Source organism: Streptomyces sp. NPDC059169 (assembly GCF_042755225.1).
GTDB lineage: Bacteria > Actinomycetota > Actinomycetes > Streptomycetales > Streptomycetaceae > Streptomyces.
The window spans coordinates 435,836-448,686 of record NZ_JBHZCF010000001.1; the positions used below are offsets into that span (position 1 = coordinate 435,836).

12 protein-coding genes are annotated in these 12,851 nt (G+C 71.5%); 6 read left to right on the forward strand and 6 right to left on the reverse strand.

The window, feature by feature from the left end; genetic code table 11:
* Nucleotides 1–18 precede the first annotated feature (18 nt).
* The 3 genes from ACFXOM_RS01920 to ACFXOM_RS01930 form a co-directional block, all read right to left on the reverse strand.
* Nucleotides 19–816 carry an enoyl-CoA hydratase/isomerase family protein gene (locus ACFXOM_RS01920; RefSeq protein WP_384933028.1) on the reverse strand — a complete coding sequence of 266 codons (798 nt, stop codon included), beginning with the start codon at nt 814–816 and terminating at the stop codon, nt 19–21.
* Between the two features lie 42 nt (nt 817–858).
* Entirely contained in the window at nt 859–2,130 is a 1,272-nt protein-coding gene (locus ACFXOM_RS01925; protein WP_384946017.1) for an adenylate/guanylate cyclase domain-containing protein, read from the reverse strand.
* Nucleotides 2,131–2,270: 140 nt separating this feature from the next.
* Nucleotides 2,271–3,119 (reverse strand): biotin--[acetyl-CoA-carboxylase] ligase, encoded by an 849-nt coding sequence (locus ACFXOM_RS01930; RefSeq protein ID WP_385036743.1) that lies wholly within the window; start codon nt 3,117–3,119, stop codon nt 2,271–2,273.
* Between the two features lie 337 nt (nt 3,120–3,456).
* On the opposite strand from ACFXOM_RS01930, the gene ACFXOM_RS01935 reads away from it, so the two are divergent.
* From ACFXOM_RS01935 to ACFXOM_RS01950, 4 genes are all read left to right on the forward strand, one after another.
* Nucleotides 3,457–5,058 (forward strand): acyl-CoA carboxylase subunit beta, encoded by a 1,602-nt coding sequence (locus ACFXOM_RS01935; protein WP_384933035.1) that lies wholly within the window; start codon nt 3,457–3,459, stop codon nt 5,056–5,058.
* 24 nt (nt 5,059–5,082) lie between these two features.
* Nucleotides 5,083–5,289 (forward strand): acyl-CoA carboxylase epsilon subunit, encoded by a 207-nt coding sequence (locus ACFXOM_RS01940; RefSeq protein WP_384933038.1) that lies wholly within the window; start codon nt 5,083–5,085, stop codon nt 5,287–5,289.
* 212 nt (nt 5,290–5,501) lie between these two features.
* Nucleotides 5,502–5,630, forward strand: coding sequence for a morphogenic membrane protein MmpB (gene mmpB, locus ACFXOM_RS01945; RefSeq protein ID WP_385036745.1), 129 nt, complete (start codon nt 5,502–5,504; stop codon nt 5,628–5,630).
* Between the two features lie 69 nt (nt 5,631–5,699).
* Nucleotides 5,700–6,314 carry a nucleoside triphosphate pyrophosphatase gene (locus tag ACFXOM_RS01950; RefSeq protein WP_385036747.1) on the forward strand — a complete coding sequence of 205 codons (615 nt, stop codon included), beginning with the start codon at nt 5,700–5,702 and terminating at the stop codon, nt 6,312–6,314.
* A gap of 305 nt (nt 6,315–6,619) precedes the next feature.
* Here ACFXOM_RS01950 and ACFXOM_RS01955 read toward each other — a convergent pair whose 3' ends face one another.
* A complete protein-coding gene (locus ACFXOM_RS01955) occupies nt 6,620–7,105 on the reverse strand; it encodes a hypothetical protein (RefSeq protein WP_384933168.1) in 486 nt (161 codons plus the stop codon).
* A 457-nt stretch (nt 7,106–7,562) separates the two neighbouring features.
* Here ACFXOM_RS01955 and ACFXOM_RS01960 point away from each other — a divergent pair, with 457 nt between their 5' ends.
* Both ACFXOM_RS01960 and ACFXOM_RS01965 read left to right on the forward strand, forming a co-directional pair.
* Nucleotides 7,563–9,326: an acetyl/propionyl/methylcrotonyl-CoA carboxylase subunit alpha gene (locus ACFXOM_RS01960; protein WP_384933047.1), complete on the forward strand. Its 1,764-nt coding sequence runs from the start codon at nt 7,563–7,565 to the stop codon at nt 9,324–9,326.
* 91 nt (nt 9,327–9,417) lie between these two features.
* Complete coding sequence (locus tag ACFXOM_RS01965; protein WP_384946019.1) at nt 9,418–9,999, forward strand: TetR/AcrR family transcriptional regulator; 582 nt, start codon at nt 9,418–9,420, stop codon at nt 9,997–9,999.
* A 247-nt stretch (nt 10,000–10,246) separates the two neighbouring features.
* Here ACFXOM_RS01965 and ACFXOM_RS01970 read toward each other — a convergent pair whose 3' ends face one another.
* Nucleotides 10,247–11,179, reverse strand: coding sequence for a DeoR/GlpR family DNA-binding transcription regulator (locus ACFXOM_RS01970; RefSeq protein WP_384933053.1), 933 nt, complete (start codon nt 11,177–11,179; stop codon nt 10,247–10,249).
* A 132-nt stretch (nt 11,180–11,311) separates the two neighbouring features.
* Nucleotides 11,312–12,751, reverse strand: a complete 1,440-nt coding sequence (locus tag ACFXOM_RS01975) for an NAD(P)H-quinone dehydrogenase (RefSeq protein WP_384933056.1) — start codon at nt 12,749–12,751, stop codon at nt 11,312–11,314.
* Nucleotides 12,752–12,851 lie beyond the last annotated feature (100 nt).

The window sequence follows — 12,851 nt, forward strand, 5'->3', positions numbered from 1 at the left end:
GGAGGGTTTGAATGGGTTTCACTCGCCGGGCCACTCGGGCTTCCTCTTCTCGTTGAACGCCGCGACGCCCTCGGCGCGGTCCCCGGAGAAGGCCACGGAGCGCCAGGCCGCGTCCTCGACCTCCAGGCCGGCGCGCAGGTCCAGCCCATGGCCGAGCCGCAGCGCCTTCTTCGCGGCCCTCAGCCCGACGGGGGAGTTCGCGGCCATCCGTCCGGCCAGCTCCAGCGCCGCACCCCGGGCATCCGCCTCGACCAGTTCGTCCACCAGCCCCAACTCCCGCGCCTCGGCGGCCTCCACCCGCCGCGCGGTGAAGACCAGCTCGGCGGCCCGCGCGGCGCCGACACGACGCGGCAGCAGCTGCGTCCCGCCCCCGCCCGGGATCACCCCGACCGACACCTCGGGCAGTCCCACGACCGCCGTGGCGTCGGCCACGATCACGTCGCAGGAGAGGGCCAACTCGAACCCGCCGCCGAGGGCGAACCCGTGCACCGCGGCGATCGTCGGCATGGGCAGCTCCAGCACCCCGGTGTAGGCGGCGCGGGCGGTCGGCCGCTGCCGCACCAGTTCGGCGTCGGTGAAGGAGTTCCGCTCCTTGAGGTCCGCACCCACGCAGAAGGCCCGGTCGTTGGACGAGGTCAGCACGGCCACCCGGACCGAGGGGTCCGTCCCGAGGGCCGCGCAAGCCGCCCCGACGGACCGGGCCATGTCCGTCGACACGGCGTTCATCGCCTTGGGCCGGTCGAGCACCAGCTCCGCGACGTGGCCCTGCTCGTGACGCCGCACGACGACGAATTCCCCGAAACGCTGCTCGGACATGATCGAAGACCTCCCGGTTAACGATGGTTCACCGGGAGGATCCTAGGTGGGGCGCCGGGTCAGCAGCCAGGGTTCCACCACTCCGAGACCACGCACCGGCCGCTGCCACATGGGCTGCAGCGCGAAGCGGTACGACGGGGCCTCCTCGCCCTCCTTCTCGGCCGTGGCGACCGCCTCGGCGGCTTCGGCCTCCGAGACCGGCGCATCGCCGGTGCGCGACAACTCCTCGGCGAACGCCCCGTCCACCAGGACGGCGTCCTTCGGAGCTATCGAGGTCAGCCGGCTCGCCAGGTTCACGGTGGTCCCGAACACGTCGCCCATCCGGGTCGTGACCGTCCCGAAAGCGATCCCGACCCGCAGCGCGGGCATCGTCTCGTCGTGCGACAGCGTCTCGATCAGCCGCATGGCGATCTCTGCGGCCGTGCCCGCGTCGTCCCCCGCGAAGAGCACCTCGTCACCGAGGGTCTTGATGAGCCGCCCCCCGTGCGCGGCCACGAGGTCGGCACAGGTCGTCTCGAACGATTCCACCAGTTCGCCGAGCTCCTCCTCCTCCAGCCGCCGGGTGAGTCGGGTGAAGCCGACGAGATCCGCGAAACCGACCGCGAGCCGCCGGTCGACCATCTCTTCGTCGTCGGCGGCCTGGACGACGCGGCCGGTGGCGGCGGCCAGCTGCCGCCGCCACACGTAGACGAGGAACTCCTCCAGCTCCGGCAGCAGCAGCTCGACCAGCGGGTACGTGACCTCGGTGCGGGTCATGCCCGGCTCGGGAGGTTCGGTCAGGCCTTCCAGGAACGAATCGATCTGCCATTCCGCGAGCCGCGCCGTGGTCTGCCCGGTCGACCGCGCCACCTGTACGGCCATCGGCTCGCTCAGCAGGCCGGCCTCGACGAGACCGGCGAGCCGCCGCAGGGCGAGGACGTCGGCCTCGGTGAGCGCCTTGGCCTGGCCGATATCGGCGAAGCCCATCGCGCGCCAGAACCGGGAGGCCAGCTCCATGGAGACGCCGGCGGTCCTCGCGGCCTGGAACGGCGTGTAGCGCCGGTCGGCGCCGAGGATCAGGTGCTCCAGCCTGATGGCGAGCGGATCCTTGGTCGGCTCGGCCGTGTGGTCGACCTCGTGGTGCGGCGTCGGGTGCGAGTCCGACGACTGCCTCCTGCCGGCCCCCGAAGAGCCCTTGCCGGAACCGCCCGAGGAGCCCTGGGCTCCCTTGCCGGTGCCCGACGTGCCGTTGCCGGAATCCGCCGGCCCCTTGCCGGAACCGGACGATCCGTCGCCGGAAGCACCCGCGCCGGAAGTCGTGTCGTCGACGGTCACCGGCCGCCTCCTGCCCGTTCCCTGCGCACTGCCCTGCCGATCTGTCATGCCGTGGCGGCCCGCGCATGCCGCGAACCCCCGGCGCGGCCTCAACGATACGGCAGGTGTGCCCTAGCTCACGTCCCGGTCGGCCGGCCGGGTCAGCCGCCCGGGCGCAGGTGGACGATGTCACCGGCCCCGATGGAGTGATCCTTGCCGTCCGGAGTGGTCACGACGAGCCGGCCGTCACCGTCTATGGCGACGGCCTCACCGATCAGCGTCCGGTCCCCCGGCAGCTCGACGCGGACCGTGAGCCCGAGCGTGGAGCAACCGGCCGCGTAGGTCTCCTGGAGCCGGGAGGCGTGCGCGTCGCCGTTGGCCGCGCACCAGGTCGTGTACCACTCCTCCAGCGAACGCAGCAGCGCCCGCAGCAATGGGTCGCGGTCCGTGCAGACGGCGTCGGCGAGCGCCAGGGAGCCCGCCCCCGGCACCGGGAGTTCCTCCTCACGCAGCGTGACGTTGACGCCCATGCCGATGACGACGGCGTCCTGCCCGGCACGCTCCGCGAGGATGCCGCCGGCCTTGCGCTCCTCCCCGCCGACCCGTACCAGCAGGTCGTTCGGCCACTTGAGGGCGAAGTCGGTACCGGCAGCCCTGGCCAGCCCGGTCGCCGCGGCGACCCCGGTGAGCAACGGCAGCCAGCCCCAGCGCTCGACCGGGACCGCCGGCTTGAGCAGCACGGAGAGGAACAAGCCGGAGCGTGCGGGCGCGGTCCAGGCGCGGTCCAGACGGCCGCGGCCCGCGGTCTGCTCCTCGGCGACGAGCACGGCGCCCTCGGGAAGCCCTCCCGCGCGGGACGCGAGGTCGGAGTTGGTGGAGCCGGTCGCCCCGACGACGTCGAGCGACGTCCACAGCCCACCCGGCTTCACCAGGGAGCGGCGCAACGCCGCGGCGTTCAGCGGGGGGCGGTCGAGGTCGGACCAGCGACCTTCGGAGGCGTGAGGCGTCATGCCGAACAGCTTGGCCCCTCCGGGCCCCGCGAGGCGAACCGGCGGCGCGGCGCGCCCGGCGGGCGGGTTCCGCGGAGGCGGGCCCCGCGCCCCGGGACGCCGACGACCATCGCGGGGGCGTGATCGACCCGCGCCCGGTTCGGGTGGTGTTCTCCTCGTGTACCCCTTGTGTTGCAGGTGCATTCGCAACGCCGTCGCACAGGTACGAGTACTGCGGCGGGTCTCGTTCGCAAGCGCAGCGGGATGTGGCAAACGCCGCAGTGCCGAACCGTATCCACGCCGATACGCTACGAGCCAGTAGCCAAACCCCCGTGACCAGGCAGGGAGCCGCATCCCGATGTCCGAGTCGGCAGAGCCCAACAAGATCGACATCCACACGACCGCGGGAAAGATCGCGGATCTGCAGCGCCGTATCGAAGAGGCCACACACGCGGGCTCCGAGCGTGCGGTCGAGAAGCAGCACGCGAAAGGCAAGCTGACGGCTCGCGAGCGCATCGAACTGCTCCTCGACGAGGGGTCGTTCGTGGAGCTCGACGAGTTCGCACGACACCGGTCGACCAACTTCGGCCTGGAGAACAACCGTCCGTACGGAGACGGCGTGGTCACCGGCTACGGCACGGTGGACGGTCGCCCGGTGGCCGTGTTCTCCCAGGACTTCACCGTCTTCGGCGGTGCCCTTGGCGAGGTGTTCGGGCAGAAGATCGTCAAGGTGATGGACTTCGCGCTGAAGACCGGCTGCCCGGTGATCGGCATCAACGACTCCGGCGGCGCCCGCATCCAGGAGGGTGTCATGGCCCTCGGCATGTACGGCGAGATCTTCCGCCGGAACACGCACGCCTCCGGCGTGATCCCACAGATCTCGCTGATCGTCGGCCCTTGCGCGGGAGGCGCGGTCTACTCCCCCGCCATCACCGACTTCACGGTCATGGTCGACCAGACCTCGCACATGTTCATCACCGGTCCCGACGTCATCAAGACGGTCACCGGCGAGGACGTGGGCTTCGAGGAGCTGGGCGGCGCCCGTACGCACAACACCACGTCCGGCGTCGCCCACCACATGTCGGGCGACGAGAAGGACGCGATCGAGTACGTCAAGTCCCTGCTCTCGTACCTGCCGTCGAACAACCTGTCCGAGGCACCCGCCTTCCCCGAGGAGGCCTCCCTGGACCTCAGCGCGGAGGACCAGGAGCTCGACGCGCTGATCCCGGACAGCGCCAACCAGCCCTACGACATGCACACCGTCCTGGAGCACGTGCTCGACGACGGCGAATTCCTGGAGACCCAGGCGCTGTTCGCGCCGAACATCGTCACGGGCTTCGGCCGCGTCGAGGGCTACCCGGTCGGCATCGTCGCCAACCAGCCGATGCAGTTCGCCGGATGCCTCGACATCAACGCGAGTGAGAAGGCCGCGCGGTTCGTCCGCACCTGCGACGCGTTCAACATCCCGGTGCTGACCTTCGTGGACGTTCCCGGCTTCCTGCCGGGCGTCGACCAGGAGTACGGCGGCATCATCCGGCGCGGCGCCAAGCTGATCTACGCCTACGCGGAGGCGACCGTCCCGCTGATCACCGTGATCACGCGCAAGGCGTTCGGCGGCGCGTACGACGTCATGGGGTCCAAGCACCTCGGAGCCGATCTGAACCTCGCCTGGCCGACCGCGCAGATCGCGGTGATGGGCGCCCAAGGCGCGGTGAACATCCTGCACCGCCGCACGATCGCGGCCGCCGGCGAACCGGAAGGGCAGGAGAAGCTGCGCACCGAGCTGATCGCGGACTACGAGGACACTCTGCTCAACCCGTACGTGGCGGCGGAAGCCGGCTACGTCGACGCGGTCATCCTGCCGTCCGACACGCGTGCCCAGATCGTGAAGGGCCTGCGTGGGCTGCGGACGAAGCGGGAAAACCTCCCTCCGAAGAAGCACGGCAACATTCCCCTGTAGGCCCCCGGACCTGGAGGATTCGAGATGATCAAGGTCGTACGGGGCAATCCGACCCCGGAGGAGCTGGCCGCCGCACTGGCGGTGGTCCAAGCGCGCGCCGCGGCGACGGCTTCGGCCGTGTCCGGCGCGCCGCAGCCGCCCGAGGGCTGGTCGGACCCCGAACGCATCGCGCGGGCGCGGGCTCCGCGGCCGGGGCCGCGGGCGTGGTCGCGCGCGTTCTGGCCCAGCTAGGAGCACCCGGGCGCGGTCGGTCCCCGGCACGTGTCAGGGACCGACCGTCGTGCCGTCCGGAGGCTTGCGGACGGTCCCCCGTGCCGCTGCTCGCGGACGGTGCCCCCGCGCCGTTCCGGCTGGACCTCGGCGCACAACCGGTCCGTCGGGGCGAGTCGACTTGAGTACGGATACTCAGGCGCCAGGGTCACCACGGCAGCAGGATCGGAGACATGCTGTGGTCCGATCCCAAGAACGAGCCCCCACAGGACATGCGGGACATGCAGGCGATGATGCGCCGCGCGGGCGTCCTGCTGGCCGTCGTGATGGTCATCGCGATGTTCGTCGCGGGTCTTCGCTGACGCCCGCCCGCCGGAGCGGGCCGGCGGCCCCCACGATCCGCCTCCGGACCGCCGTCGCCGGCGCCTACGATGGCCCGCATGACCGATCAGCACCGGCGTGTCGTCCTCGCCTCCGCCTCTCCCGCCCGCCTCGGACTGCTCCGCCAGGCCGGACTCGCCCCCGAGGTCATCGTCAGTGGGTTCGACGAGGACGCGCTGAGCGCCCCGACCCCGGCCGAGCTGGCGCTGGTCCTCGCCGAGGCGAAGGCCCGTGCCGTGGCCGCCCGCTCGGATGCCGCGGGTGCGCTCGTCATCGGCTGCGACTCGGTCCTGGAGCTGGACGGCGAAGCCCTGGGCAAGCCGTCGGACGCCGAAGAGGCCACCGCCCGCTGGAAGTCCATGCGCGGCCGGTCCGGCGTGCTGCAGACGGGGCACTGCGTGATCGACACCCTTTCCGGACGGCACGCCGCGGCGACCTGCGCCACGACGGTCCGGTTCGGCGAACCCTCGGACTCCGAGATCGCGGCGTACGTGGCCAGCGGCGAACCGCTCCGCGTGGCGGGTGCCTTCACGCTGGACGGCCGCTCGGCACCGTTCATCGACGGGATCGACGGCGACCACGGCAACGTGATCGGCATGTCGCTGCCGCTGCTGCGCCGGCTGCTGGGCGACCTGGGGGTGCGGATAACGGATCTGTGGGTCTGACCCACGGGGCCCCGTGCGGCGCGCCGCACGGGGTCCCGGACCGGCGCGACACGAGGGCTGATCCGACCGGGGCGCTGCGCTCCAGGCCGGGGTGGCATCGGGCGGCGCCCTGAATCAACCCGCACGTCCTCGCGCGGCCTTCAAGCCCCCTGGGCGTCCGGTGAACGGCGAACGCGCCGACCACGGGCACCGTCCGGAGCACTCGGAACCTCCGAGCGGCCGTGCGCCTGCCCGCGCCCATCGCCGTGCGGCGACCCGTCCGACCGCAACCCTCGTGCGGGCGCCGCGCCCGCGGGGAAGCACGCTCACGCGGGTGCCGGCCCCTCGCCCACCGGCGCGCCACCGTCTCCGCCGGGAGCCCGGTCCGCGTCGCTCCCCGCCACGACCGGCTCGACTGCCCCGTACGCCACCAGCGACAGCACCAGCAGCCCCAGGACCACCATCTGGAAGGTGAACGCCTCCCAACCCACCAGACCCACCGCGAGCGCGCCGAGCACGCCGTGCGTCACGGCGCAGGCGACGAGCAGGATGCGGCCGAACCGGCCCGGGGCACGGTCGCGCACACCTGCGACGAGCAGGAGCACACCGCAGGCCGCGAGGAAGAGGCCGAGGCCTCCGCCCATCACCCAGGTACCCGTTGCCATCACACCGGGGTCCATGCCGCCCAGCGACATGTTCTGGTTGCCCGCGACGGTGGCGAGGATGCCGTTGACCACCACTATCCCCACGGCTTCCAGGAACAGCACGATCGCAGCCACGACGGCCACCAATCTGCGCGCCACGGCCCCCACCTCTCGGTTCCCGACCCCTGTTACCAGCAGTACGAACGACACCGCGCACGCTACTAACGGGTAAACCCGCGGACAAGGGTCTGGACACAGGCAAAGAATCATTCGTCCATTCGTAGGGACTCCACAAAGAAACGCGCAGCGCCGCTGGCCGCACACGCAGAGACCTTGACCACATCCGGAGGCTACTCTGCACGGAAGGAATCCAGGCGTACCGTGGTGCGACAAGGGGTTTCGCCACACGAGCCCGCCTCGAGTCACACTCCGTGTGGGCAAGCTCACCCTTGGGGATGGGTCGAAAGGCCGTGTCACTAGTCCCTAAACTCAGCGTGTTTCAGCGAGGACTTCGGCACGGTGACTCGCCGAGTGCCCGGTCCGGGTGACCCGGCCGGGACCGGCCCGCGGCACAGCCGCAGCCTGGGGAACGTCCCCGGGCGAACACAGCAAGGAGGGAGCCATCGTGCGCAAGGTGCTCATCGCCAACCGAGGCGAGATCGCTGTCCGCGTTGCCCGTGCATGCCGGGACGCCGGAATCGCGAGCGTAGCCGTCTACGCCGATCCGGACCGGGACGCCCTGCACGTCCGCGCGGCCGACGAGGCGTTCGCCCTGGGCGGTGACACCCCGGCGGCCAGCTATCTGGACATGGCCAAGGTCCTCCAGGCGGCAGCCGACTCCGGTGCCGACGCCATCCACCCGGGCTACGGCTTCCTCTCCGAGAACGCCGACTTCGCCCAGGCCGTCATCGATGCGGGCCTGACGTGGATCGGCCCGCCGCCGCAGGCGATCCGCGACCTCGGCGACAAGGTCGCCGCCCGTCACATCGCCCAGCGCGCCGGCGCGCCGCTCGTCGCGGGCACGCCCGACCCGGTGTCCGGCGCCGAGGAAGTCGTCGCCTTCGCGGAAGAGCACGGGCTGCCCATCGCCATCAAGGCCGCCTTCGGTGGCGGCGGTCGCGGGCTCAAGGTCGCCCGCACCCTCGAAGAGGTTCCCGAGCTCTACGACTCCGCCGTGCGCGAGGCCGTGGCCGCCTTCGGTCGCGGCGAGTGCTTCGTCGAGCGCTACCTCGACAAGCCCCGCCACGTCGAAACCCAGTGCCTGGCGGACACCCACGGCAACGTGGTCGTCGTCTCCACCCGCGACTGCTCGCTCCAGCGCCGCCACCAGAAGCTCGTCGAGGAGGCGCCCGCACCCTTCCTGAGCGCCGAGCAGAACGCCGAGCTCTACCGCGCCTCCAAGGCCATCCTCAAGGAAGCCGGCTACGTCGGCGCCGGTACCGTCGAGTTCCTCGTCGGCACCGACGGCACGATCTCCTTCCTGGAGGTCAACACCCGCCTCCAGGTCGAGCACCCGGTGACCGAGGAGGTCACGGGCATCGACCTGGTCCGCGAGATGTTCCGCATCGCCGACGGCGAAGCACTGGGCTACGACGACCCGCCGCTGCGCGGCCACTCCTTCGAGTTCCGCATCAACGGCGAGGACCCGGGCCGCAACTTCCTGCCCGCACCGGGCACCGTCACCACCTTCACGCCCCCCACCGGCCCCGGCGTCCGGCTCGACGCGGGCGTCGAGTCCGGCAGTGTCATCGGCCCCGCCTGGGACTCCCTCCTCGCCAAGCTCGTCGTCACGGGCGCCACCCGCGAGCAGGCCCTGCAGCGCGCGGCGCGCGCCCTGGCCGAGTTCCAGGTCGAGGGCATGGCGACCGCGATCCCGTTCCACCGGGCGGTCGTCGTGGACCCCGCCTTCGCTCCCACCGACGGCACCCCCTTCAGCGTCCACACCCGGTGGATCGAGACCGAGTTCGTCAACGAGATCCCGGCCTTCGCCGCCCCCGCGGCCAGCGAGACCGAGGACGAGCCGGGCCGTGAGACCGTGGTCGTCGAGGTCGGCGGCAAGCGCCTGGAGGTGTCGCTGCCGTCGTCGCTGGGCATGACCCTGGCGCGCACCGCTGCCGCGGGCGGTGCCAAACCCAAGCGCCGGGCGGCCAAGAAGTCCACCGCCGCCGCGTCCGGTGACACCCTCGCGTCGCCGATGCAGGGCACCATCGTCAAGGTCGCCGTCGAAGAGGGCCAGACCGTCAACGAGGGCGACCTCATCGTCGTCCTCGAGGCCATGAAGATGGAACAGCCGCTCAACGCGCACCGTTCCGGCACAGTCAAGGGGCTCGCTGCGGAGATCGGCGCGTCGGTCACCTCCGGCGCCGTGATCTGCGAGATCAAGGACTGACGCTCGCGTGTGTGGGGCCCGCCGGTCACGACCGGCGGGCCCCACTGCGTCCGGAGGACTCCTCCGGCTCTCCGATGGCATGCTGGGTGCCATGACGACGAGTACGGCAGCGGGTACGTCACGGCCGATGCGCGCCGATGCGCGCCGCAACTACGAGCGACTGCTCGTAGAAGCCCGCGGGGCCTTCGCCGAACACGGGACGGACGCGTCGCTCGAAGAGATCGCGCGGCGGGCCGGCGTTGGCATCGGCACGCTGTACCGGCACTTCCCGAACCGGCACGCCCTGATGAACGCGGTCTTCCAAGAGGCGCTGGCCTCGCTGCTCGACCGGTCCGGCGAGTTGGCCTCGGCTGAGCAGCCGTGCGCGGCTCTCGTGGAGTGGCTCCGCGCAGTCGTCACTCATGCGGGTGAATATCGGGGGGTGGCCCGAGCCCTCATGTCGGCTTCGCACGACACGAGTTCGGCCCTGACCCAGTGCAGCGTTCCGCTGGAAGAGGCGGGGGCGCGCCTGTTGTCCCGCGCACAGGCGGTCGGGGCCGTCCGCACGGACGTCTCGATCAGGGACCTGATGCAACTGACCAATGCGATCGCGCTTGCGGCGGAACAGGACCCGACCGACACCGAACTCGCGGACCGCCTGCTGATGCTGACCCTGCGCGGGCTGAAGGCGTAGGGGTGCTGGCGCCGCCCCCGGTGGTCCCCTGGTTCGCCGAAGGGCCTTCGGTGCACCGCGCACCCCGCGCAGGGGGCGCTCCGGAGTGCCCGTCGGCGCCGGGGAGCACACACACCCGTCACCGGGGGCTGCCTCGGGGCGACACCCCCACGGGCCGTTCGGCCTTCCCCACCCCCACGACCGGCCCGCGGCGGCAGCCGACGCCGAACGCGGGCCCCGCGCTTCCGGCCGCTTCCCACACAGGGACTCAGCGGCGGCGCAGATCCGCGACGCGCGGCCGGTCCGCCTGGTCGGAGGCCAGTGCGGCAGCCGCAGCCGCGGTGCGCAGCGCGGGCCCCGGATGGGTGCGGCGCTGGCCCGGGAGGGGCACATCGCGGCGCGGGCGCCCGGAGTCGGGACCGGCTCCCGCGACCGCGACCTGCACGCCCTGGTCGGCCAGCGCCTGGAGCTCCGTCGCCGCACGGTCGTCGTGGGCCGGCGGCTCGTCGGTCACCAGGCGGGTGATCACGTCCGTCGGCACCGTTTGGAACATGGTGTCCGTACCCAGCTTGGTGTGGTCCGCGAGGACCACCACCTCGGCTGCCGCCTGGACGAGCGCCCTGTCGACGCTCGCCGAGAGCATGTTGGACGTGGAGAGGCCACGTTCTGCCGTGAGACCGCTACCCGAGAGGAAGGCGCGGGAGACCCGCAGACCCTGGAGCGACTGCTCCGCCCCACTGCCCACGAGCGCGTAGTTCGAGCCACGCAGGGTGCCACCGGTCATGACGACCTCGACGCGGTTGGCGTGGGCCAGGGCCTGGGCCACCAGGAGCGAGTTCGTGACCACCGTGAGGCCGGGGACCCGCGCGAGCCGGCGCGCCAGCTCCTGCGTGGTCGTGCCGGCGCCGACCACGATGGCCTCGCCTTCTTCGACCAGGGCCGCGGCGGCGTCGGCGATCGCCGTCTTCTCCGCGGTCGCGAGGTGGGATTTCTGCGGGAAGCCGGACTCTCGCGTGAAACCGCCCGGCAGTACCGCACCGCCGTGCCGACGGTCGAGGAGTCCTTCTGCCTCCAGCGCCCGCACGTCCCGCCGTACGGTCACTTCCGAGGTCTGGACGACGCGGGCGAGCTCACGGAGCGACACGGCACCGTTGGCACGCACCATTTCAAGGATCAATTGACGACGTTCTGCAGCGAACACGAAACTGACAGTAACCCCAGAGGTCGATGCCTTTCAGCACTTTGCGCCGAATGGGAGAATTTCCTCACGGACGGGCCCCCATAGTGCTATAGGGCCCGGCGACACGTCCCGGCTTGCCGGATATGGCCCCCGTTACGCCCCGTCGGCCGTCTTCCGTGTGTGCAGCTGACGGGCGACTTCCGCGATCGAGCCCGACAGCGACGGGTACACGGTGAAAGCGTTTGCGATCTGTTCCACCGTCAGGTTGTTGTCGACCGCGATCGAGATGGGGTGGATCAGTTCCGATGCGCGCGGGGAGACGACCACTCCGCCGACGACGATGCCGGTGCCGGGGCGGCAGAAGATCTTCACGAAGCCGTCCCGGATGCCCTGCATCTTGGCGCGGGGATTGCGTAGCAGAGGCAGCTTGACACCCCTGGCGTCGATGAGACCGCCGTCGACGTCCGCCTGGGTGTAGCCGACGGTGGCGATCTCGGGGTCGGTGAAGACGTTGGACGACACCGTCTTCAGGTTCAACGGGGCCACCGCGTCGCCCAGGAAGTGGTACATGGCGATGCGCCCCTGCATGGCTGCCACCGACGCCAGGGCGAAGACACCGGTGACGTCACCGGCCGCGTACACGCCGGGGGCCGTCGTGCGGGAGACCTTGTCGGTCCAGACGTGCCCGGACTCGGTGAGGCGGACGCCCGCCTCCTCCAGGCCCATGCCCGCGGAGTTCGGGATGGCACCGACCGCCATCAGACAGTGCGTACCGGAGATGACGCGGCCGTCGGAGAGCGTCACCTCGACGCGGTCGCCGACCCGCTTGGCGGACTGGGCGCGGGAGCGGGCCATGACGTTCATGCCGCGGCGGCGGAAGACGTCTTCGAGGACCGCGGCCGCGTCCGGGTCCTCACCCGGGAGCACGCGGTCGCGCGAGGAGACGAGGGTGACCCGGGAGCCGAGCGCCTGGTAGGCGCCCGCGAACTCCGCACCGGTGACACCGGAGCCGACCACGATGAGCTCCTCGGGGAGCTCGGTCAGGTCGTACACCTGGGTCCAATTGAGGATGCGCTCGCCGTCGGGCTGGGCGTCGGGGATCTCGCGCGGGTGCCCACCGGTCGCGATGAGCACGGCGTCGGCGGTGAGGGTCTCCTCGGTGCCGTCCGCAGCGGTCACGACCACCTTGCGGGAGCCGTCCACGGCCTGGCGCCCGTCGAGCCGGCCGCGGCCGCGCATGACACGGGCCCCCGCGCGGGTGACCGAGGCGGTGATGTCGTGGGACTGGGCGAGGGCGAGCCGCTTCACACGCCGGTTGACCTTGCCGAGGTCCACGCCGACTATCCGGGCGGACTGTTCGATGGGCGGCGTGTCGTCCGCCACGATGATGCCGAGTTCCTCGTGCGAGGAGTCGAAGTTCGTCATCACCTCGGCGGTGGCGATCAGGGTCTTCGAAGGCACGCAGTCGGTGAGTACGGAGGCTCCGCCGAGGCCGTCGCAGTCGACGACGGTCACCTCCGCGCCGAGTTGGGCGCCCACCAGGGCCGCCTCGTATCCGCCGGGTCCGCCACCGATGATCACGATCCGGGTCACTGGGGTTACGCCTCGCGCTCTCGCTCTGCCGGGTGGTCCGTCCCACCCATTGTCCCGCACGCCTCAACCTGCTTCGCGCCGGGGCCTCGCTACCGCCCCC